The sequence below is a fragment of the Gallibacterium genomosp. 1 genome, from assembly GCF_000771875.1.
Classification (GTDB): Bacteria; Pseudomonadota; Gammaproteobacteria; order Enterobacterales; family Pasteurellaceae; genus Gallibacterium.
The window spans coordinates 1-19,306 of record NZ_JPXX01000037.1; the positions used below are offsets into that span (position 1 = coordinate 1).

Genomic DNA, 19,306 nt, shown 5'->3' on the forward strand with positions numbered 1-19,306 from the left:
ATCTATGGAGAGATGATCAACGTATTAATTATGCTAAGCAATTACTTTTTACAACGAATGATCCAATTAGTTCTATATCTCGTAATGTTGGATTTACTGATCCTCTTTATTTTTCTAGGGTTTTTAAGAAGAAAGTTGGCGTAAGTCCAAAAGTATTCCGAGAAAGTTTTATGGAAAGATAGGATAAAAAGTAGTTATGCATTAGGTTAGATGATTCACAACGGACTTTCAATCAACAGTGCCTCGTGAATAGAGATAATTGCCAGTGTGATATAGGAGCGAATCATTTTTTCCCAGCGAATGATTTTTACTTGTTCAAGTAATGAATTGTTTGTTGCGTGTGGAAGGGGATCTTTTATAAAAATAGAATCTTTGATACAGTTGAGTTGTTGCACAAAATCTAGCAGTAACGGATTACTGAAAGAGAGTTCCTGTGTTTGGTTGTTGATAATTTCTTTAAGTTTCAGAAACTGTTCAATATCTTCAAAAATGTCTTTAGAGATCACGCCTAAACCTAACAACACTTTTAAACGGATTTTAAAGTCAAATAAAGGACCTGAATGCTCGAACAGCGATTCAATCACTGATTCAACAACAAAATCCGTTTTGCGGAAAACTTTGTTGATAAGTTGATCCAATGCTTCTTCAAAAACAGTTACCGCTGCAATGATTAATCCTCGTGCGCTGGTAACTTCATTTAGTTTTTCCTCGATCATTTAAGTCCTTTAATATCATCAAGAAATTATTTTTTCAGTGATGCGTAATTTTGGGCAATTTCCGCAAAAATTGCAGTGTTATCTAATCCGGTATATTTTTCTAATGTTTTCGTAATTCCTTGATCAGCAATAGATTTCTGTAATTCTACTGCTTGTGGATCATTTGCATTAGTGTAACACAACGCGGCAGCGATTGCTTTGCATAACATCGGATGAGGAAGTTGATATTCCAATGTGCCACGTAATGGTTTGATTAAACGATCATTATAGCTAAGTTTTCTGATAGGTTCGCGCCCAACACGATCTACATCATCGGTAAGGTATGGATTGGCGAAACGTTTTAGAATTTTTTCAATATAAGCGGCGTGGGCAGCCGGATCGAATTGATAACGCTTGATTAATACTGCACCGCTTTCTTGCATTACAGTTTTAACTTGTTGTTTGATATTTTCATCATCAATCGATTGTTTAACGAATTGGTATCCGGCAAGTTTGCCTAAATAAGCAGTAACAGCGTGACCGGTATTCAATGTGAACAATTTTCGTTCAATAAATGCCATTAAATTATCGGTACATTCCATACCTGCGATATTCGGAATATCACCTTTAAATTGAGTTTCATCCACAATCCATTCACTGAATTCTTCAACAGTAACCTGTAGCGGATCTTCGCTGTTTGCTTCAACAGGTGGCACAATTCTATCCACAGCAGAATCAACAAAGCCTACATATTTTTCAATAAGTTGTTGCTCTGATTCGGAAAGGTGAGAATAAACGTGTTCTTTTAACGCACTGGTTCCACGAACCATATTTTCACAAGCGATAATGTTTAATGGTTGATGATTGCCGTTTTGGATACGTTGTAGTAAGCCTTGCGCTAAAGATTTAGCAATAATCTTTAATACGCCAGCACCGATAGCAGTCGTGATTAGATCAACTTGTTGAATTTTTTCAAAAAGCTGTTGTTTATTGGCTGAATTAATCCCGTCCACATTTTTTACAATTTCAATTTTGTTTTGACCATCCCCAACCACTTTGACTGAGTAGAATTTTTGTTGATTAAGTTGATTAATAACGGTTTCGTTAATATCAGCAAAAGTGACATAAATACCAGCATCAGCAAGTAATTTACCGATAAAACCGCGTCCGATATTGCCGGCGCCAAAATGTAATGCTTTCATTATAATCTCCTAAATAAAAAGAACGTAGTGATATCACTACGTCCTTACAGCCTATTAACCTTTGAGTAATGCTAACACTTTTTCTACATCATCTGTAGTTGTTAAAGTCTTGATTGCTTCTTCGCTATCCAAGGCGTTGGTAATTGCGGTAACCACTTGAATGTGTTCATTGTTGCGAGCAGCAATGCCGATAACTAATTTGGCAATACCATCCTCTTCATCGGTGAAACGCACGCCATCTGGATATTGACAGAATACGATACCGGTTTTTAATACAGCATCTTTTGCTTCAATAGTACCGTGTGGTACGGCAACACCTTCACCGAGATAGGTGGAAACAAGTTTTTCACGTTCCAACATTGCATCAACATAACTTGGTTGTACAAAACCGCCTTTTACTAATTGTTCACCAGCAAAACGGATTGCCTCTTCTTTATTAGCAGCTTTCAATCCAAGGAAAACTTGATTTGGTGCTAATGTAAAGTGGGCGTGCGTTTCTACAGTTTCCGCCTGTTTTGTACTTTGTTGACCGACTTCCGCTTTCAATTCGCTGACTAAATGGTCATAGAATTTATTATCCAAGAAATTAGTGAGTGACAAGTGCATTGCAGTTGGTACTTGCTGTTTTGCGCGTAAAGTTAAATCTTGGTGAGTGATAACTAAACGTGCATTATCAGGTAAGTCATTGATTGCACAGTTCGCTACTTCAATATCTAAACCGGCATCTTTAACTTTTTTACGCAACATACTTGCACCCATTGCGCTTGAACCCATACCAGCATCGCAGGACACAAAGATTTTTTTCAATCCGTTGTAGTTAATTTCAACGTGGTTGACATTAGTAGTTTGACCTGATTTTAAATTCTTCATTTGTTGCGTTGCTTCTTCCAAAGAACCTTCGCCTTTTTGAAGTTTTAAGAAGAAAGAGGCAATAACGAAAGAGACCGCACAAGCAATTAATACCGAAAGAATTACACCGAACATTGATGATTTAGGGGTCATAAGCAATACAGCGAAAATAGAACCTGGTGAAGCGGGTGCAACTAAGCCTGAATGAGTTAATGTAAGTGTGAATACACCTGACATACCGCCGGCAATCACGGCAAGTAATAAACGTGGATTCATTAACACATATGGGAAATAAATTTCGTGAATTCCACCAAAGAAGTGAATGATGGCTGCACCACTGGCGGTTTGTTTGGCAGAACCTTTACCGAATAACATATAAGCAAGTAACACACCTAAGCCCGGACCAGGATTTGCTTCAATTAAGAAGAATACAGATTGTCCAAATTCCTGTGATTGTTGAATACCTAGCGGTGAGAAAATACCGTGGTTGATGGCATTATTTAAGAATAAAATTTTTGCCGGTTCAACGAAAAGCGAAGTAAGTGGTAGTAAATCTGCATTAACAAGTACGTCAACACCGGCGGCTAATGCTGTGGAAAGTGCTTTAACGGATGGACCGATTGCAAGGAATGCGATAAGTGCGAGAATCATCCCGATAATACCGGCAGAGAAGTTGTTGACCAACATCTCAAAACCGCTTTTAATTTTACCGTCTACCCATCTATCAAATTTTTTGATGGCATAACCACCGAGTGGACCGGCAATCATTGCACCAAGGAACATTGGAATATCTGAACCAACGATAACCCCCATTGTGGTAATGGCGCCAACTACAGCACCACGATCACCCCCGACTAAACGGCCACCAGTATAACCGATGAGCAATGGTAGCAAATAAGTGATCATTGGACCAACAAGTTTGCCTAATGTTTCGTTTGGCAGCCAACCTGTCGGAATAAATAATGCGGTAATAAACCCCCAAGCGATAAAAGCACCGATATTCGGCATTACCATATTGGAGAGAAAACGACCGAAGTTTTGTATGCGTAATTTTGTCTGTGCAGAAACCATAGTTTAATCCTCAATAATGTAGAAGAAATTTCGAACAGAAAAATAGCATATTGAACAAAAAAGCGGAAATTTTTGATTTCAAAAATGTGACGAACTTCAAATAAAATTTTTTATGAAAAAAAATAAAGCGTGATGTGTGTCACAAAATTTAAAATATAAAATATTTTTTGTGATATATATCACATTTTTTCTATATGAAAATGATGAAAAAAGTATGGGATAAAAGTTATTTTTTACTTGGTAATATGACCTATTTTCGCCTAATTTTATCGACATAATGTGTTTACTAAGGAAAAGAGGCAGTTCATAAAATAAAGAATTAGAATAATATGGCTACACATCAAAATGAACTAAAACAAAATATTGGGGAAAGCTATATTGTATTATTAAATATGTAACTATTTGAAAAATAAAAAGATCGGTTTTACGACCGATCTTTTTAAATAAGAATTTAGTTATTCATCCAAGAAACTACGCAACGTTTCAGAACGACTAGGATGGCGCAATTTACGTAAGGCTTTCGCTTCAATCTGACGAATACGTTCACGAGTAACATCAAATTGTTTACCTACTTCTTCCAAAGTGTGATCCGTATTCATATCAATACCAAAACGCATTCTAAGCACTTTAGCTTCACGTGGTGTTAAACCTTCCAAAACTTCGTGAGTTGCTACCTTTAAGCTTTGTGCGGTTGCTGAATCCAGAGGTAATTCTAAAGTATTGTCTTCAATAAAATCACCTAAATGTGAATCATCGTCATCACCGATAGGGGTTTCCATTGAAATAGGTTCTTTAGCAATTTTCAATACTTTTCTGATTTTGTCTTCAGGCATTCCCATTCGTTCAGCTAACTCTTCCGGAGAAGCTTCACGCCCCATTTCTTGTAACATTTGGCGAGAAATTCGATTTAATTTATTAATCGTTTCGATCATATGTACCGGAATGCGGATAGTACGAGCTTGATCAGCTATTGAACGCGTAATTGCCTGACGAATCCACCAAGTTGCATATGTAGAGAATTTATAACCACGACGATATTCAAATTTATCTACCGCTTTCATCAAACCGATATTACCTTCCTGAATTAAATCAAGGAATTGCAATCCACGGTTGGTATATTTTTTGGCAATGGAAATCACCAAACGCAAGTTGGCTTCTACCATCTCTTTCTTCGCGCGACGAGCTTTAAGTTCACCTTGCGAAATTTTTTCACCGATTTGGCGGATTTGTGTAATGGTTAATCCACTTTCCTGTTCAATGGCTTTCAATAATTGAATTGCTTGGCGGATACCAACTTCGTAATCCTTTAATTTTTCAGACCAATTTTTGCCAGCAGTTAATGCTTTTTCAATCCAAGCATCATTTGTTTCGTGACCGATAAAAGCTTTTTGGAAAGTGCCTTTCGGCATTTTGGCATATTCAACGGCTAAACGTTGGATTTGTCGTTCTTGAGTACGAATACGCTTCATCATATCTCGCATTGATAATACTAAAATATCGAATTGTTTCGGTACTAATCGGAATTGTTGAAAAATTTCTGAAAGAGCATTAATTTGATCTTTTGCTTTTTTATTTCCACGACCGTGTTTATCAATTGCAGCGACAGTTTTGTGATGTTGCTCTTTTAATGCAGTAAATTTTTCTCGTGCCACTTCAGGGTCAATGCTGTTATCCGAATCATTGTCGGCACTGTTGTTGGATTCGCTATCACTGTCTTCGTCATCATCGTTTTCATCGAGATCATCGCTGGAAATATTGTTATCGTCTTCTCCTTCTCCGGAATCATCACTCATAAATTTTGAGTAATCTTCGGTATCTACTGCATTTGGATCGACAAAACCGGTAATAAGATCGGAAAGACGAACTTCACCTTTTTCAACAAGATCATATTGCGCTAATAAATGATCCAGAGCTTGTGGATATTCCGCAACTGCACATTGAACTTCGTTAATTCCTTCTTCAATACGTTTTGCAATATCAATTTCGCCTTCTCGGGTTAGCAATTCTACGCTGCCCATTTCTCGCATATACATACGCACTGGGTCGGTAGTTCTACCAATTTCAGATTCTACACTAGAAAGAACCTGTGTAGCTTCTTCTACAGCATCTTCATCGGTAACATTTTCGTTTAGCATAAGATCATCGGCATCTGGAGCTGATTCAAGCACTTGAATCCCCATATCGTTGATCATTTGAATGATGTCTTCTATTTGATCGGCATCAACGAGGTCTTCCGGTAAACTATCATTAACCTCTGCATAGGTGAGATAACCTTGTTCTTTGCCCTGTGCAATTAATTGTTTTAACTGAGATTGTGGATTTTGATCCATATTTTGACATCCAATAATTGTTGATTAGCAGAAATCATTCTTCATAATTGTTATGAAGAATAGACCGGAACTAGCAAGTTTCGACTGTTTGCTAGTAGTTCTATCAGTTCTTTTTTTTCATCGAGCGATAAAGAATCTGTACGATCTTTCGCTTTTAACGTTTCAATACGTTTTTCCATTACTTTGGAATGCAAGTGTTTTAGATTACCATAAAAAGTAGCTTCGATGTTATCATCTTTTATTAAATGATCCCACATTGCTAATTTTTCAAGGATTTTCTGTTCTTTTTTTCCACGCCAAAATTCCAGCAGCTGACCGGTTGTAATGCCGCTTTTGTTGGCACAAATCTGATAAATTTCAAGGAATAATGCCAACCCAGGCATATTTAAGTCATACAACACTTGTGGATTGCTTAATAAGATACGTGTGACTTGCGTATCGGCAAGTTCTGGATTTTGTATTAGTAATGCAATAAGTAACCGCATTGGTGTAGATTGTAGCCGTTCTTCTTTCTCTTTTGCTTTATGCTCTGAAATAAGTGCAGGTAGCATTTTTTCAAGTTGCATACTGTCCATAATACCGAGCTTTTGTCCTAAAGTATTGCGTAGATAAAGACGTAATGTTTCACCAGGAATTTGGTTAATTAATGGTACAGCTAATGCAGCCAATTTACTGCGACCATCTTTGCTACTTAAATCCACTTGTGATAGTAGATGTTGAAATAAGAATTCACTCATTGTCTGAGCATTATTGAGAAAATTTTCGAATTGTTCTTTACCGATTTGGCGAATAAACGTATCAGGATCTTCATTATCTGGCAAAAAGATAAATTTAAGCTGTCTACCATCATAAAGGTGAGGTAAGGCATTTTCTAATGCTCTCCATGCAGCGCTTTTACCGGCATTGTCGCCATCATAACAACAGATAATTTGTTCAGTAGCACGGAATGCGATCTGAATTTGTTCTCCAGTAGTTGCAGTTCCCAGTGAAGCAACTGCATTAGTAACGCCGAATTGAGCTAATGCAACCACATCCATATATCCTTCTACAACAAGCAAATATTCTGGATTATCATTTTGTTGTAATGCTTCATATAACCCATATAATTCGTTTCCCTTATGGTATGTTGCCATTTCTGGTGAATTTAAATATTTAGGTTTTTCATCTCCTAAAACTCTACCGCCGAAAGCGATGGTTCTGCCTCGACGATCTCGGATTGGAAACATAATTCGTTGGCGGAAGCGGTCATAAAAGTTACCGTAATCAGATTTTGTAACCATACCGGTGTCCACTAGTTTTTGACGGTCTTCTGATGTTTTACCGAAGCTATTTAAAACGGAATTAGTATTGGTTGAGAAACCGATGGCAAAGCGTTGAATAATTTCAGTTGATAATCCTCGTTGTTGAAGATAAGCCTGTGCTGGCAGAGATTGAAGCAGTTGCTGTTGATAAAATTGAGTTATATCGTGCATTAACTGATGTAAATCACGTTTACTTCTATAATTGGCACTATTGTTGGGATTATATTTACTATTAGTCTCTTCCCTTGGAACTTCTACCCCTTGTAATGATGCTAGCTCTTCAATAGCTTCAACAAAATCCATCTTGTCATATTCCATTAAAAAGGTAATGACATTTCCGTGAGCACCGCAACCGAAACAGTGGTAAAACTGTTTTTTAGGACTAACGGAAAAAGAAGGTGTTTTTTCATTATGGAATGGACAGCAGGCTTGGTAATTTTGCCCTGCTTTTTTGAGTTTTACTCGAGAGTTAATAATATCAACGATGTTGGTACGTGCTAAGAGTTCATCAATAAAAGTGCGTGGAATCAGTCCTTTCATTTTCGACACTCCTCATATGGCAAAGGGATTTGCTGTTACAGCGTTGCAATAATTATGGGCTATAAAATAAAGAACAACCGTGTTTCAACAAGAAACACGGTTTAAAATATAATTCGTTTAAAGCTAAATCAAAGAATGAATTAATATAAACGAGTATGACGTGCGTTTTCACGTGCTAATTTTTTAGCGTGACGTTTTGCAGCAGATGCTTTTTCGCGTTTACGAATAGTAGTTGGTTTTTCGTAGAATTCACGGCTACGAACTTCTGCTAAGATTCCTGCTTTTTCGCAAGAACGTTTGAAACGACGTAATGCAACGTCAAATGATTCATTTTCACGAACTTTAATTACAGGCATGAGCCAATCACCTCAATGAAATTTATACATATTTGTGGTTATACAAGATAACCTTTACTCAATAAAGGTCGCAATTTTAATCTATTTCCATACGAAAAGTAAAGCGCTTATTTCGTGATTAGCAACCGACAAACTAGAGAAATTAATGAAAAAAGCGTAAAATGCCGGCAATTTTTTTGAAAGGTATAACGAAGAAAGATAGATGAAAGTTTTAGGAATAGAAAGCTCCTGCGATGAGACTGGGGTCGCTATTTATGATGAAGAGAAAGGATTAATCGCCAACCAGCTCTATACTCAAATCAGTTTACACGCCGATTATGGCGGAGTTGTGCCGGAATTGGCTTCGCGAGATCATATTCGGAAAACAGCACCTTTAATTCAGGCAGCGTTGCAAGAAGCAAATTTGCAGCCTGAAGATATTGATGGTGTAGCCTATACAACAGGACCAGGGTTGGCTGGTGCGTTGTTAGTGGGGGCAATGATTGCTCGCTCTTTGGCTTATGCTTGGAATGTGCCGGCATTAGGTGTTCATCATATGGAGGGACATTTGCTCGCACCGATGTTGGAAGAGCGAGTTCCTGATTTTCCTTTTTTGGCATTGTTGGTGTCAGGAGGGCATACACAGTTAATTCAAGTCAACGGTATTGGTGATTATCAATTATTGGGGGAATCAATAGATGATGCTGCAGGTGAAGCATTTGATAAAACAGCTAAATTGCTTGGTTTGGATTATCCGGGGGGAGCAGCATTGTCACGATTGGCGGAACAAGGCAACCCTAATCGTTTTATATTTCCACGACCGATGACGGATCGTCCGGGGCTTGATTTTAGTTTCTCTGGGTTGAAAACGTTTGCTGCAAATACTGTAGCTCAATATCCGCAAGATCAACAAACACGTTGTGATATTGCTTATGCATTCCAAGCAGCTGTAGTGGATACATTGGCAATTAAGTGTCAACGCGCCTTGACTCAAACCGGTTTGAAACGTCTGGTTATTGCTGGTGGTGTGAGTGCAAATAAACAGTTGCGTCAACGTTTAGCTGAATTAATGGAAAAATTAGGTGGGGAAGTGTTTTATCCAGCTCCTCAATTTTGCACCGATAATGGCGCAATGATCGCTTATGCTGGTTTTTTACGCTTAAAAGCAGGCGAGCAGACCGGTTTGGCGGTTGAAGTGCGTCCTCGTTGGAAAATGAGTGATTTAGCGAAGATTGTTAGCTAAATTAATCAAGATGATGGGCGGTTACAGCCCATCATTATATTAAATATTAAAAATTACTCCTTTAACTGAAACTCTCCAATAATTCTTGTTGCGTCAACCAATCATTTTCGACCTGTTCGAGCTTTTTCTTTAATTCTGCCTGATCCGCTAATAATGTTGTTAATTTTTCTTTATTTTCAGTAAGATAAAGGTCGTTATCCGATAATTTAGTTTCTATTTGCGCCAGTGTTGTTGAATATTGCAGCATACTTTTTTCAAGCTGTTGAAGTGCTTTTCTAATCGGGGCGGTTTTTTCGCGTAATTCCGCTTCACGCCGCTTTTGTTCTTTTCGTTGAAGAAATTCATTTTCCTTATTAGTCTCGGAAGTAACCATTTGCTGATTAGCGTCCGATTCCAATGTTAAAAGCCATTTTTGATAATCTTCCAAATCGCCGTCAAACGCCTCAACTTTTTTATCGTGTACCAAATAGAACTCACTGACGGTATTGCGTAACAAATGGCGATCGTGCGATACCACCACTAATGAGCCTTCGTAATCCATTAATGCCTCAGTAAGTGCTTGACGCATATCCAAATCTAAATGGTTGGTCGGTTCATCAAGCAATAATAAATTTGGTCGTTGCCACACAATTAATGCTAAAACCAAACGTGCTTTTTCACCACCGGAAAAGGAAGCGATTGTTTGTTTGACTTTATCACCGTGAAAAGCAAAACCACCGAGATAATCCCTCAATTCCTGTTCTGTTTTAGTCGGTGACAGACGTTGTAAGTGCCATAAAGGACTCTCTTCAGCGCGCAAAATATCGAGTTGATGTTGGGCGAAATAGCCAAGTTGAATGCCTTTTGCCAATTGAACAATACCTGATTGGGGTAAAAGTTCTCCAGCTAATAATTTAATTAGCGTTGATTTTCCTGCACCGTTTTTGCCTAATAAACCAATGCGTGAGCCAGGAACTAAATTAAGTTTAATGTGTTGTAAAACCAAATTTTCTCCATAGCCAGCACTTACTTTTTCCATTGATAACAATGGATTAGGCAGATATTCTGGTTGTGGAAAATGGAATGAAAATGGGTTATCGATATGTGCTGGTGCGATTTTTTCCATTCGTTCCAGTGCTTTAATTCGGCTTTGTGCCTGTTTCGCTTTGGTGGCTTTTGCTTTAAAGCGATCAATAAATTTTTGCAGATGCGCAATTTTTTGTTGCTGTTGCTGGTAGAGTGCATTCTGTTGAGCAAGTTTTGAAGCTCGCATTATTTCAAAATTTGAATAATTTCCTGTATATTCAAATAGTTGGTGTTGTTCTATATGGATAACTTTATTTATGATCGGATCGAGAAAATCGCGATCGTGAGAAATTAAAACTAATGTGCCTGAATAACTTTTCAGCCAACTTTCCAGCCAAATAACGGCATCTAAATCCAAATGGTTGGTCGGTTCATCAAGTAGGAGTAAATCTGAACGGCAAAGCAGCGCTTGAGCCAAATTCAGACGCATTCTCCAACCACCGGAAAATGATTTTACCGGCAGACTGAGCTGTGATTCTTCAAAACCTAAGCCGTGTAATAATGTAGAGGCACGAGATTGAATTGTCCAAGCATCAATAGCATCCAGTTGAGAATGAATAGCGGCAATGCGATAACCGTCATTTTGCTGATTGGCAATGGCTAATTGTTGTTGTAATTGTGTATATTCACGATCACCTTTAATGGTATAATCCAAAGCAGAAATTTCCAATGCCGGCGTTTCTTGATTAACCCAGCTGATTTGCCAGCCGTTCGGATAGGTGACATCGCCTTGTTCGGGGAATAATTCGCCTTTGATCAGTGAAAATAGCGAAGATTTCCCACACCCATTTTTGCCGACAAGTCCGACTTTCTGACCTGGTGTGATGGTGGCATTGGCGTTTTCTAATAATGTTGTAATTCCGCGTTTAAGGGTTAAATTTGTAAAAATTAACATTTTTCGATATGCTCTTGATAAATTTATGATTTTTCAGTTTAGGATGGACAAATGTTTGATTCTTTTTTAGTACAATTTGTTGTTTTATGGGCCGTCATCGATCCTATCGGCTCAGTTCCTGTATATCTTACCAAAACTATCGGGCTTTCGGTGACAGATCGAAAGAAAATAGCAAGAAATGCAGTACTTATTTCCACTGGAATTTTATTTTTCTTTTTAGTTACCGGTCAATTTTTATTGGAAGCAATGCAAATCCCTTTAACTGCATTTCAGGTTGCTGGCGGTTTAGTGTTATTACTTTTTGCTTTAACAATGGTATTTAGCGAAGGAAAAGCAGAACAGGAAATGCGTTTGTCTTCAAATATCAATGAATTAGCGGTTTATCCATTGGCAGTGCCGTCCATTGCTTCGCCCGGTGCAATGATGGCGATTGTGTTATTGACCGATAACCATCGTTTCAGTTTTGCGGATCAGATTGTAACGGCAGCCATTATGGCGTTAGTGCTGTTGATTACCTATTTATTATTGATAGCCGCAAATAGGATTCAACGTCTAATCGGTACTACCGGTGCTGCGATTATTAGTCGCGTGATGGGCTTGATTTTGGCGGCAATTGCGGTCAACCATATTTTAAGTGGCATTAAAGCCTTTTTTATTGAAGTGATTCCAACTGTTACGTAATTGTTAAAAAATAAAGCAAAAAAGAGACGTTTTATTGATAAAGGTGATAAGATAACGTTCTTTGCAAGGATAGAGAAATTTTTATGCCATTAGGAAATTTATATATTGTATCTGCGCCGAGTGGTGCAGGGAAATCTTCATTAATTTCTGCGCTATTGCAACAACAGCCAAGCTATGAAATGCAGGTTTCTATTTCGCATACTACGCGTCAACCACGTCCCAATGAGGAACAAGGAAAACACTATTATTTTGTTGATCATAAAGAGTTTAAGCGATTAATTGAGGAAGATGCTTTCTTAGAATATGCTGAAGTATTTGGAAATTATTATGGAACTTCGTTGCCGATGATTGAACGTTCATTAAGACAAGGGATTGATGTTTTTTTGGATATTGATTGGCAAGGCGCTCAGCAGGTGAGAAAAAAAGTACCGGCGGCAAAAAGTATTTTTATCCTACCACCATCACTGCAAGAATTAGAACGAAGATTGATTGGTCGTGGTCAGGATTCGAATGAAGTGATTGCTGCAAGAATGAAAAAAGCGATCAGTGAGATCAGTCATTATGATGAATATGATTATTTAATTATTAATGATGATTTTGATCAGGCATTGAGTGAGATTAAGGTGATTTTAAAAGCAGAAAAATTGCGGGTTGAGCGACAAGTTCAACGTCATCAATTATTAATTTCACAATTACTGGCGAAATCGGAACAGCTTTAGTATTATACGTAACCTTTTTATTGGTTGAATAGTAAACAATTTAGTTTTGGAGAAAAATATGGCACGCGTAACCGTACAAGATGCAGTAGAAAAAATTGGTAACCGTTTTGATTTAATTTTAACCGCAGCTCGTCGGGCGAGAGAATTGCAACTTCACGTCCGTGAGCCGTTGGTTCCGGAAGAAAATGATAAACCGACCGTTATTGCATTGCGTGAAATTGAAAAAGGATTGATCAATAACGATATTATGGATGCTCAAGAACGTCACGATGCGTTAGAACAAGAACACGCTGAATTACAAGCGGTGTCTTTGTTAGCAGACGTGGAATAATCACTATTTTAAAGCTATTTCCGAAGAACGAGTTATGTATTTATTTGAGAGTTTACATACGATAATTAAAAGTTATTTACCTGATGATCAAATTGAGTTAGTTAAACGTGCGTTTGTGATTGCACGTGATGCTCACGAAGGTCAGACTCGTTCCAGTGGTGAACCTTATATTACCCATCCGGTTGCAGTGGCTTCTATTATTGCTGAAATGAGATTGGATCACGAGGCGGTAATGGCGGCACTATTGCACGATGTGATTGAAGATACTCCTTATACTGAAGAAGAATTAACCGCAGAGTTTGGTAAAAGTGTGGCGGAAATCGTTGAGGGAGTATCTAAATTAGATAAATTAAAATTTAGAACTCGCAAAGAAGCTGAAGCGGAGAACTTCCGCAAAATGATTTTAGCAATGACACAGGATATTCGTGTCATTCTCATCAAATTGGCAGACCGAACCCATAATATGCGTACACTCGGGGCATTGCGTCCGGATAAACGTCGCCGTATTGCTAAGGAAACATTGGAAATTTATAGTCCGTTAGCACACCGTTTAGGCATTGAACATATTAAGAATGAATTAGAAGACTTAGGCTTTGAGGCATTACATCCTCATCGTTATCAAGTATTGCAAAAAGTTATTCAAAATGCGCGCGGTAATCGTAAAGAGATGATTCAACGTATTACGGATGAAATTAAAGGGCGATTAGATGATGTCGGAATTCATGCTCGTGTGTTTGGACGTGAAAAACATCTCTATTCCATTTATCAAAAAATGAAAATGAAAGAGCAGCGTTTTCATTCAATTATGGATATTTATGCATTTCGAGCTGTTGTTTCGGACGTGGATACCTGTTACCGCGTGTTAGGACAAATGCACAGTTTGTATAAACCGCGTCCTGGTCGTGTTAAAGATTATATCGCTGTGCCGAAAGCGAACGGCTATCAATCTCTGCATACATCAATGATCGGGCCACATGGGGTGCCGGTTGAGGTACAAATTCGTACTGAAGATATGGATCAGATGGCGGAAATGGGGGTGGCAGCACATTGGATTTATAAGCAAGGTGGCAAGAATGATAGTACCACCGTACAAATTCGAGCGCAGCGTTGGTTGCAGAGTTTGATTGAATTGCAACAAAGTGCCGGAAATTCATTTGAATTTATTGAGAGTGTGAAGTCGGATCTTTTCCCAGATGAAATTTATGTTTTTACTCCCAAAGGTCGTATTGTGGAGTTGCCGGCAGGAGCAACGCCGGTTGATTTTGCTTATGCAGTGCATACCGATATTGGTCAAACCTGTATCGGTGCAAGAGTCGATCGTCAGCCTTATGCACTTTCTCAAGCGTTGCAATCCGGTCAAACTGTAGAAATTATTACCGCACCTTCTGCACGTCCTAGTGCAACTTGGTTAAATTTTGTAGTAACGGCAAAAGCACGCTCAAAAATTCGTCAAACATTGAAATCTTTGCGCCGTGATGAAGCGATTATGCTCGGAAAAAGGCAATTATTCCACGCATTATCACCAACGAAACTGGAAGATATTGATAGTAATAACATTTCAGCATTGTTGGCGGAATTAAAGTTAAATAGTTTAGATGATCTATTAGCGGAAATTGGTTTAGGTAATCAAATTAGCGTAGTCATTGCACATCGCTTATTAGGTGAGAAATTAGAAATTGATACCGATGGTGATTTGAGTAATAACACTTATAAAGAGACCGAAAGTGGTGTTTTAATCAAAGGTGTTGATGGTTTGTTGATTAATTTTGCAAAATGTTGCCATCCGATTCCAGGAGATCCGATCGTGGCTTATGTTAGCCCGGGTAAGGGATTAGTAATTCACCATGAATATTGTGCTAATATTCGACACCGTGAAGAAAATGCGGATCACTATATGCCGGTAGAGTGGGAAAAGAGCGAAAACAGCGTAGAGTTTGAAGCAGAATTGCGTATTGAAATGCTAAATCAGCATGGTGCTTTTGCGAATTTAACCTCAGCTATTACTTCGGCTGGCAGCAATATTCAAAGTATCTGGACAGAAGAACGTGATGGGCGTGTTTATCAGGTCTTTGTTGTTTTGACAGCGAAAGATAAAATGCATTTGGCTTCAATTATCCGTAAAATCAGTGCGGTATCCGGTGTCGTTGAAGTGTTCCGCAACATTAATGAATAATGCAAGCAGAAACATTACTTGATCATTTGCCTCTTACTGTTCTTTCCGGTGTTGGTGCGGCAATGTCGGAAAGGTTATCCCGTTTGGGAATCCATTCTGTTCAGGATCTATTATTTCATTTTCCATTGCGTTACGAAGATCGTACCCACATTACCCCAATTGTTGATTTGCGTCCGAATAGTTATGCCACAATAGAGGGGATTGTGCAGACGTGTGAAGTGCAGTTTGGTCGCCGCCCAATGCTAACTGTCTCTCTTTCTGATGGCTCATCAAAAGTTATGTTGCGCTTTTTTAATTTTAATGCTGGGATGAGGAACAGTTTTTCGAATGGTGTCAGAGTGAAGGCATTTGGAGAAATTAGGCGTGGACGATTTATGGCGGAAATGCATCACCCTGAATATCGTATTATTCATCATAATGAACCTTTGACACTAGATGAAAATTTAACTCCGATTTACCCTTCAACAGAGGGATTAAAGCAAGCATCTTGGCGTAAATTAACTGAGCAAGCATTGGCATTATTGGATAAAGCCACTATTAAAGAGTTGCTCCCTACAGAATTTAATCCTAGTGGGTATGATTTGAAAAGTGCAGTGCAGTTTTTGCATCGACCTCCAGCTGGCACATTATCAGCAATTTTGGAAAAAGGGGAACATCCAGCACAACAGCGCTTGGCATTTGAGGAGTTATTGGCTCACAATTTAGCAATGCAAAAAAGTAAGCAGGATGCACAGCAGAATTCTGCTATTGTGTTACGTTACTTGAGCAATATCAAGCAACAATTCTTGGCAACCTTACCATTTACTCCAACAAAAGCACAATTGCGAGTAGTAGAAGATATTGAGCAAGATCTGCAACGATCTCAACCGATGATGCGCTTGATTCAGGGAGATGTTGGGTCTGGAAAAACGTTAGTGGCTTTACTGGCATCTTTGGTGGCGTTAGATAATCATCAACAGGTAGCTATTATGGCACCAACGGAAATTCTTGCAGAACAGCATTTGCATAATTTTTCCCATTGGTTAGAACCGTTCGGCATCAAGGTCGGTTGGTTAGCGGGTAAAGTAAAGGGCAAAAAACGGCAGCAATCGTTGGAGCAGATCCAAAGTGGTGAAACTCAAATTGTTGTTGGTACGCACGCTTTGTTTCAGGAGCAGGTAGAGTTTCATTCGTTGGCATTAGTGATAATCGATGAACAGCATCGCTTTGGCGTTGAACAAAGGCTACTATTACGAGAAAAAGGTGCTAAAAATGGATTTTATCCGCATCAACTGATTATGACGGCAACACCAATTCCTCGTACATTAGCTATGACGGTATATGCTGATTTAGATATTTCTGTGATTGATGAATTGCCACCAGGAAGAACACCGATTAAAACCGTAGCAATTGCAGAGGAGCGGCGAGATGAATTGGTTCAGCGAGTGTTTCACGCTTGTACTGTGGATAAACGACAAGTTTATTGGGTTTGTACTTTGATTGATGAGTCTGAAGTATTGGAAGCTCAAGCTGCGGAAGCCTTGGCAGAGGATTTGCGAAAAGCATTGCCAACACTTGAGATTGGATTAGTTCATGGAAGAATGAAGTCGCAAGAAAAACAGAATATGATGGATATTTTCAAAACAGGTGAAATTGATGTGTTGGTGGCAACAACTGTGATTGAGGTAGGAGTTGATGTGCCAAATGCGAGTTTGATGATTATTGAAAATGCAGAAAGGCTGGGATTATCACAACTTCATCAATTGCGCGGACGCGTTGGTCGAGGGAATGTTGAATCTTTTTGTGTACTGCTTTATAAAACACCTTTAGGTAAAATTTCACGACAGCGTTTAGATATTATGCGTAGTAGCAATGATGGTTTTGCTATTGCGGAAAAAGATTTAGAAATTAGAGGTCCAGGAGAAGTATTGGGGGTTAAACAAACAGGTGTGGCAGAGTTTAAAGTGGCTAATTTAGTGCGCAACAGACGATTATTACCAGCAGTGCAACGGTGTGCAAATCAGCTAATGCAAATAAATTCTCCCAATATAGAACAGTTAATTCATCGCTGGTTAGATCAAAAGATAGAATATTCCAATGCATAATTATTCTTTATATCGTCAATACTTACGTGAACTACACTGGCAATCTGATTTTTCAGGATTAAAACCGATGTATCGAAATTGGTTATCTTTGAAAGGTTCGTTGACTGCAGCATTAAAACAAAAATGCCGTAAGCTTAATGTATTTCCTGTGTTTGAAGGATGGATAGTTACATCACAAGAACAACAGATAGGATTTCATTGTGATAGTGATAAATGTTGGTTAAGGGAAGTTGTGTTAATTGGCGATGGGCAGGAATGGATTTTTGTTAGAACCTTTATTCCGGAATATACATTTGCATTTTATAGTGAGAAAATTTACCGATTAGGAAAAATGCCGTTGGGCTCTTGGCTGTTTCAACAAAATGTACAACGAACCGAAATAAAATGGGGAGCGAATCATCAGCATTATGCTCGTTGTTCAACATTGAGTTTACAGCAGCGCCCCTTTTTTGTGAGTGAACTTTTCCTAAAAGATTTTTGGCGAAAACTTAAATATCTGAATGTTTAAGAGAAATCTGTTTATTGGTTGAATCAGTCTATTTTATGGCGGATAATTCTTCCATTTCCTTTCAAATGTCATTTGTCGTGAAGTTATTTTGATAAAATTAATTAAAGCACAACAAATCACAAACTTATAAAAATTATCTAAATTATGACAAAAAATCCAACAATTCTATTTTTTGATTCCGGTGTCGGCGGATTAAGTGTCTACCGTGAAGTAAAAGCATTATTGCCCAATTATAATTATCTTTATTGCTTGGATAATGCTTGCTTTCCTTATTCAGAAAAACCGGGAAAACTGCTGGAACAACGATGTGTTGAAATTTGCCAAAAAATTGCTATAAACCAACAAATCGACTTGATTGTTATTGCTTGTAATACCGCCAGTACAATAGTTTTGCCAGCAATGAGAGCTGCTTTTAATTGTCCAATTGTAGGAACTGTTCCAGCAATTAAACCGGCAGCAGAAAAAACGCAAACGAAAGTGATAGGTTTACTGGCAACTAAAGGCACGATTACACGCCCTTATGTAGATGATTTAATTCAACAATATGCAAAAAATTGCGAGGTAAGACGTTTAGGTTCAACCGATTTAGTTGAAATAGCGGAACAAAAATTGCACGGCAAAAAAGTCGATTATCTTGCAATTAAGAGAGCAGTTGCTGAATGGAATTATGAATATGAAATGGATACAGTGGTGTTGGGTTGCACTCATTTTCCTTTATTGAAAGCGGAATTGAAGGCGTGCCTACCGCAAATTTCTTTCTTTATTGATTCTGGAAAGGCAATAGCACGCCGAGTGCAATCATTGCTTCCACAAGTAACAATAGCCAAGAATAATGATAAGCAAATTGCTTATTGCACAGCACCTTTTGATGATGAAAATGATGTAAAAAAAATGTTTTTTGACTGGGGGTTTACTCAGTTAGAGTTATTGCTGATATGATATTTTCAATAGGATTAGCTGGAGCAAAACCTTGTCACCCTTGGATAGGAAAGGTCTTATCTTGGTATAAAGTAACGCTTTTTAGAGATGGCTATCGTACTATAGCAAATACAAGAATTTGCTCCAGGATGACAGAATTATATTATAAGGTAAAACTAAATGGTCAATCATTTGAATTAAATGATGGGATGTATTTCTTCCCATATGATTATTTCTTACCAAGAAGGGATGACAAAGGTAAGTTTATTATTACAGACAATACGATTGCAATTCATCATAGCACAGGGTTGTGGTAGTTTTGGTTTAAAAATGAGCAATTAAAAAATAAATTAAAAAAATCTGCAA

The 19,306-nt window shown here is 38.1% G+C and carries 17 protein-coding genes; 10 read left to right on the forward strand and 7 right to left on the reverse strand.

What is annotated here, in order from left to right:
* Positions 1-182, forward strand: a 182-nt coding sequence (locus tag JP36_RS10370; RefSeq protein WP_039174477.1) for a helix-turn-helix domain-containing protein, incomplete at its 5' end; no start/stop codon positions are given.
* Between the two features lie 33 nt (positions 183-215).
* On the opposite strand, the gene JP36_RS10375 is transcribed toward JP36_RS10370, so the two are convergent.
* The 6 genes from JP36_RS10375 to rpsU all read right to left on the reverse strand — a co-directional run bounded on the left by JP36_RS10375 (position 216) and on the right by rpsU (position 8,344).
* Complete coding sequence (locus JP36_RS10375) at positions 216-716, reverse strand: MltR family transcriptional regulator (RefSeq protein WP_039174479.1); 501 nt, start codon at positions 714-716, stop codon at positions 216-218.
* Between the two features lie 26 nt (positions 717-742).
* Complete coding sequence (locus tag JP36_RS10380; RefSeq protein ID WP_039174480.1) at positions 743-1,897, reverse strand: mannitol-1-phosphate 5-dehydrogenase; 1,155 nt, start codon at positions 1,895-1,897, stop codon at positions 743-745.
* Positions 1,898-1,951: 54 nt separating this feature from the next.
* The gene (locus JP36_RS10385) at positions 1,952-3,817 is read right to left on the reverse strand and encodes a PTS mannitol transporter subunit IICBA (protein WP_039174482.1); all 1,866 of its coding nucleotides are present in this window, start codon (positions 3,815-3,817) and stop codon (positions 1,952-1,954) included.
* A gap of 455 nt (positions 3,818-4,272) precedes the next feature.
* Positions 4,273-6,147, reverse strand: a complete 1,875-nt coding sequence (rpoD, locus tag JP36_RS10390) for an RNA polymerase sigma factor RpoD (protein WP_039174484.1) — start codon at positions 6,145-6,147, stop codon at positions 4,273-4,275.
* Positions 6,148-6,197: 50 nt separating this feature from the next.
* Positions 6,198-7,988: a DNA primase gene (dnaG, locus tag JP36_RS10395; RefSeq protein ID WP_039174486.1), complete on the reverse strand. Its 1,791-nt coding sequence runs from the start codon at positions 7,986-7,988 to the stop codon at positions 6,198-6,200.
* 140 nt (positions 7,989-8,128) lie between these two features.
* Entirely contained in the window at positions 8,129-8,344 is a 216-nt protein-coding gene (rpsU, locus tag JP36_RS10400; protein ID WP_013745715.1) for a 30S ribosomal protein S21, read from the reverse strand.
* A gap of 202 nt (positions 8,345-8,546) precedes the next feature.
* On the opposite strand from rpsU, the gene tsaD reads away from it, so the two are divergent.
* Complete coding sequence (gene tsaD, locus JP36_RS10405) at positions 8,547-9,566, forward strand: tRNA (adenosine(37)-N6)-threonylcarbamoyltransferase complex transferase subunit TsaD (RefSeq protein ID WP_039174488.1); 1,020 nt, start codon at positions 8,547-8,549, stop codon at positions 9,564-9,566.
* Between the two features lie 61 nt (positions 9,567-9,627).
* Here tsaD and JP36_RS10410 read toward each other — a convergent pair whose 3' ends face one another.
* Complete coding sequence (locus JP36_RS10410) at positions 9,628-11,526, reverse strand: ABC transporter ATP-binding protein (RefSeq protein ID WP_039174490.1); 1,899 nt, start codon at positions 11,524-11,526, stop codon at positions 9,628-9,630.
* Positions 11,527-11,577: 51 nt separating this feature from the next.
* On the opposite strand from JP36_RS10410, the gene JP36_RS10415 reads away from it, so the two are divergent.
* The 8 genes from JP36_RS10415 to JP36_RS10450 all read left to right on the forward strand — a co-directional run bounded on the left by JP36_RS10415 (position 11,578) and on the right by JP36_RS10450 (position 19,257).
* Positions 11,578-12,207 (forward strand): MarC family protein, encoded by a 630-nt coding sequence (locus JP36_RS10415; protein ID WP_039145424.1) that lies wholly within the window; start codon positions 11,578-11,580, stop codon positions 12,205-12,207.
* Positions 12,208-12,290: 83 nt separating this feature from the next.
* Positions 12,291-12,926 (forward strand): guanylate kinase, encoded by a 636-nt coding sequence (gene gmk, locus JP36_RS10420; protein WP_039145427.1) that lies wholly within the window; start codon positions 12,291-12,293, stop codon positions 12,924-12,926.
* Between the two features lie 58 nt (positions 12,927-12,984).
* Positions 12,985-13,257, forward strand: coding sequence for a DNA-directed RNA polymerase subunit omega (gene rpoZ, locus JP36_RS10425; protein ID WP_013745710.1), 273 nt, complete (start codon positions 12,985-12,987; stop codon positions 13,255-13,257).
* A 34-nt stretch (positions 13,258-13,291) separates the two neighbouring features.
* Positions 13,292-15,430 (forward strand): bifunctional GTP diphosphokinase/guanosine-3',5'-bis pyrophosphate 3'-pyrophosphohydrolase, encoded by a 2,139-nt coding sequence (spoT, locus tag JP36_RS10430; RefSeq protein WP_039136016.1) that lies wholly within the window; start codon positions 13,292-13,294, stop codon positions 15,428-15,430.
* Entirely contained in the window at positions 15,430-17,514 is a 2,085-nt protein-coding gene (gene recG / locus JP36_RS10435; protein ID WP_039174492.1) for an ATP-dependent DNA helicase RecG, read from the forward strand. Before spoT ends, recG begins: the two co-directional genes overlap by 1 nt.
* Positions 17,507-18,022: a chorismate--pyruvate lyase family protein gene (locus JP36_RS10440; RefSeq protein WP_039174494.1), complete on the forward strand. Its 516-nt coding sequence runs from the start codon at positions 17,507-17,509 to the stop codon at positions 18,020-18,022. Before recG ends, JP36_RS10440 begins: the two co-directional genes overlap by 8 nt.
* 144 nt (positions 18,023-18,166) lie before the next feature.
* Positions 18,167-18,961: a glutamate racemase gene (gene murI / locus JP36_RS10445; RefSeq protein WP_039174496.1), complete on the forward strand. Its 795-nt coding sequence runs from the start codon at positions 18,167-18,169 to the stop codon at positions 18,959-18,961.
* Positions 18,958-19,257 carry a hypothetical protein gene (locus JP36_RS10450; RefSeq protein WP_039174499.1) on the forward strand — a complete coding sequence of 100 codons (300 nt, stop codon included), beginning with the start codon at positions 18,958-18,960 and terminating at the stop codon, positions 19,255-19,257. The genes murI and JP36_RS10450 overlap by 4 nt, the downstream gene beginning before the upstream one ends.
* The last annotated feature ends 49 nt before the right edge of the window (positions 19,258-19,306 follow it).

Coding starts and splice junctions, on each gene's coding strand:
- JP36_RS10410 (WP_039174490.1), bottom strand. CDS start 11,526: ATGTTAATTTTTACAAATTTAACCCTTAAACGCGGAATTACAACATTA.
- recG (WP_039174492.1), top strand. CDS start 15,430: ATGCAAGCAGAAACATTACTTGATCATTTGCCTCTTACTGTTCTTTCC.
- JP36_RS10380 (WP_039174480.1), bottom strand. CDS start 1,897: ATGAAAGCATTACATTTTGGCGCCGGCAATATCGGACGCGGTTTTATC.
- rpsU (WP_013745715.1), bottom strand. CDS start 8,344: ATGCCTGTAATTAAAGTTCGTGAAAATGAATCATTTGACGTTGCATTA.
- JP36_RS10415 (WP_039145424.1), top strand. CDS start 11,578: ATGTTTGATTCTTTTTTAGTACAATTTGTTGTTTTATGGGCCGTCATC.
- murI (WP_039174496.1), top strand. CDS start 18,167: ATGACAAAAAATCCAACAATTCTATTTTTTGATTCCGGTGTCGGCGGA.
- JP36_RS10440 (WP_039174494.1), top strand. CDS start 17,507: ATGCATAATTATTCTTTATATCGTCAATACTTACGTGAACTACACTGG.
- JP36_RS10385 (WP_039174482.1), bottom strand. CDS start 3,817: ATGGTTTCTGCACAGACAAAATTACGCATACAAAACTTCGGTCGTTTT.
- gmk (WP_039145427.1), top strand. CDS start 12,291: ATGCCATTAGGAAATTTATATATTGTATCTGCGCCGAGTGGTGCAGGG.
- JP36_RS10375 (WP_039174479.1), bottom strand. CDS start 716: ATGATCGAGGAAAAACTAAATGAAGTTACCAGCGCACGAGGATTAATC.
- tsaD (WP_039174488.1), top strand. CDS start 8,547: ATGAAAGTTTTAGGAATAGAAAGCTCCTGCGATGAGACTGGGGTCGCT.
- spoT (WP_039136016.1), top strand. CDS start 13,292: ATGTATTTATTTGAGAGTTTACATACGATAATTAAAAGTTATTTACCT.
- JP36_RS10450 (WP_039174499.1), top strand. CDS start 18,958: ATGATATTTTCAATAGGATTAGCTGGAGCAAAACCTTGTCACCCTTGG.
- rpoZ (WP_013745710.1), top strand. CDS start 12,985: ATGGCACGCGTAACCGTACAAGATGCAGTAGAAAAAATTGGTAACCGT.
- dnaG (WP_039174486.1), bottom strand. CDS start 7,988: ATGAAAGGACTGATTCCACGCACTTTTATTGATGAACTCTTAGCACGT.
- rpoD (WP_039174484.1), bottom strand. CDS start 6,147: ATGGATCAAAATCCACAATCTCAGTTAAAACAATTAATTGCACAGGGC.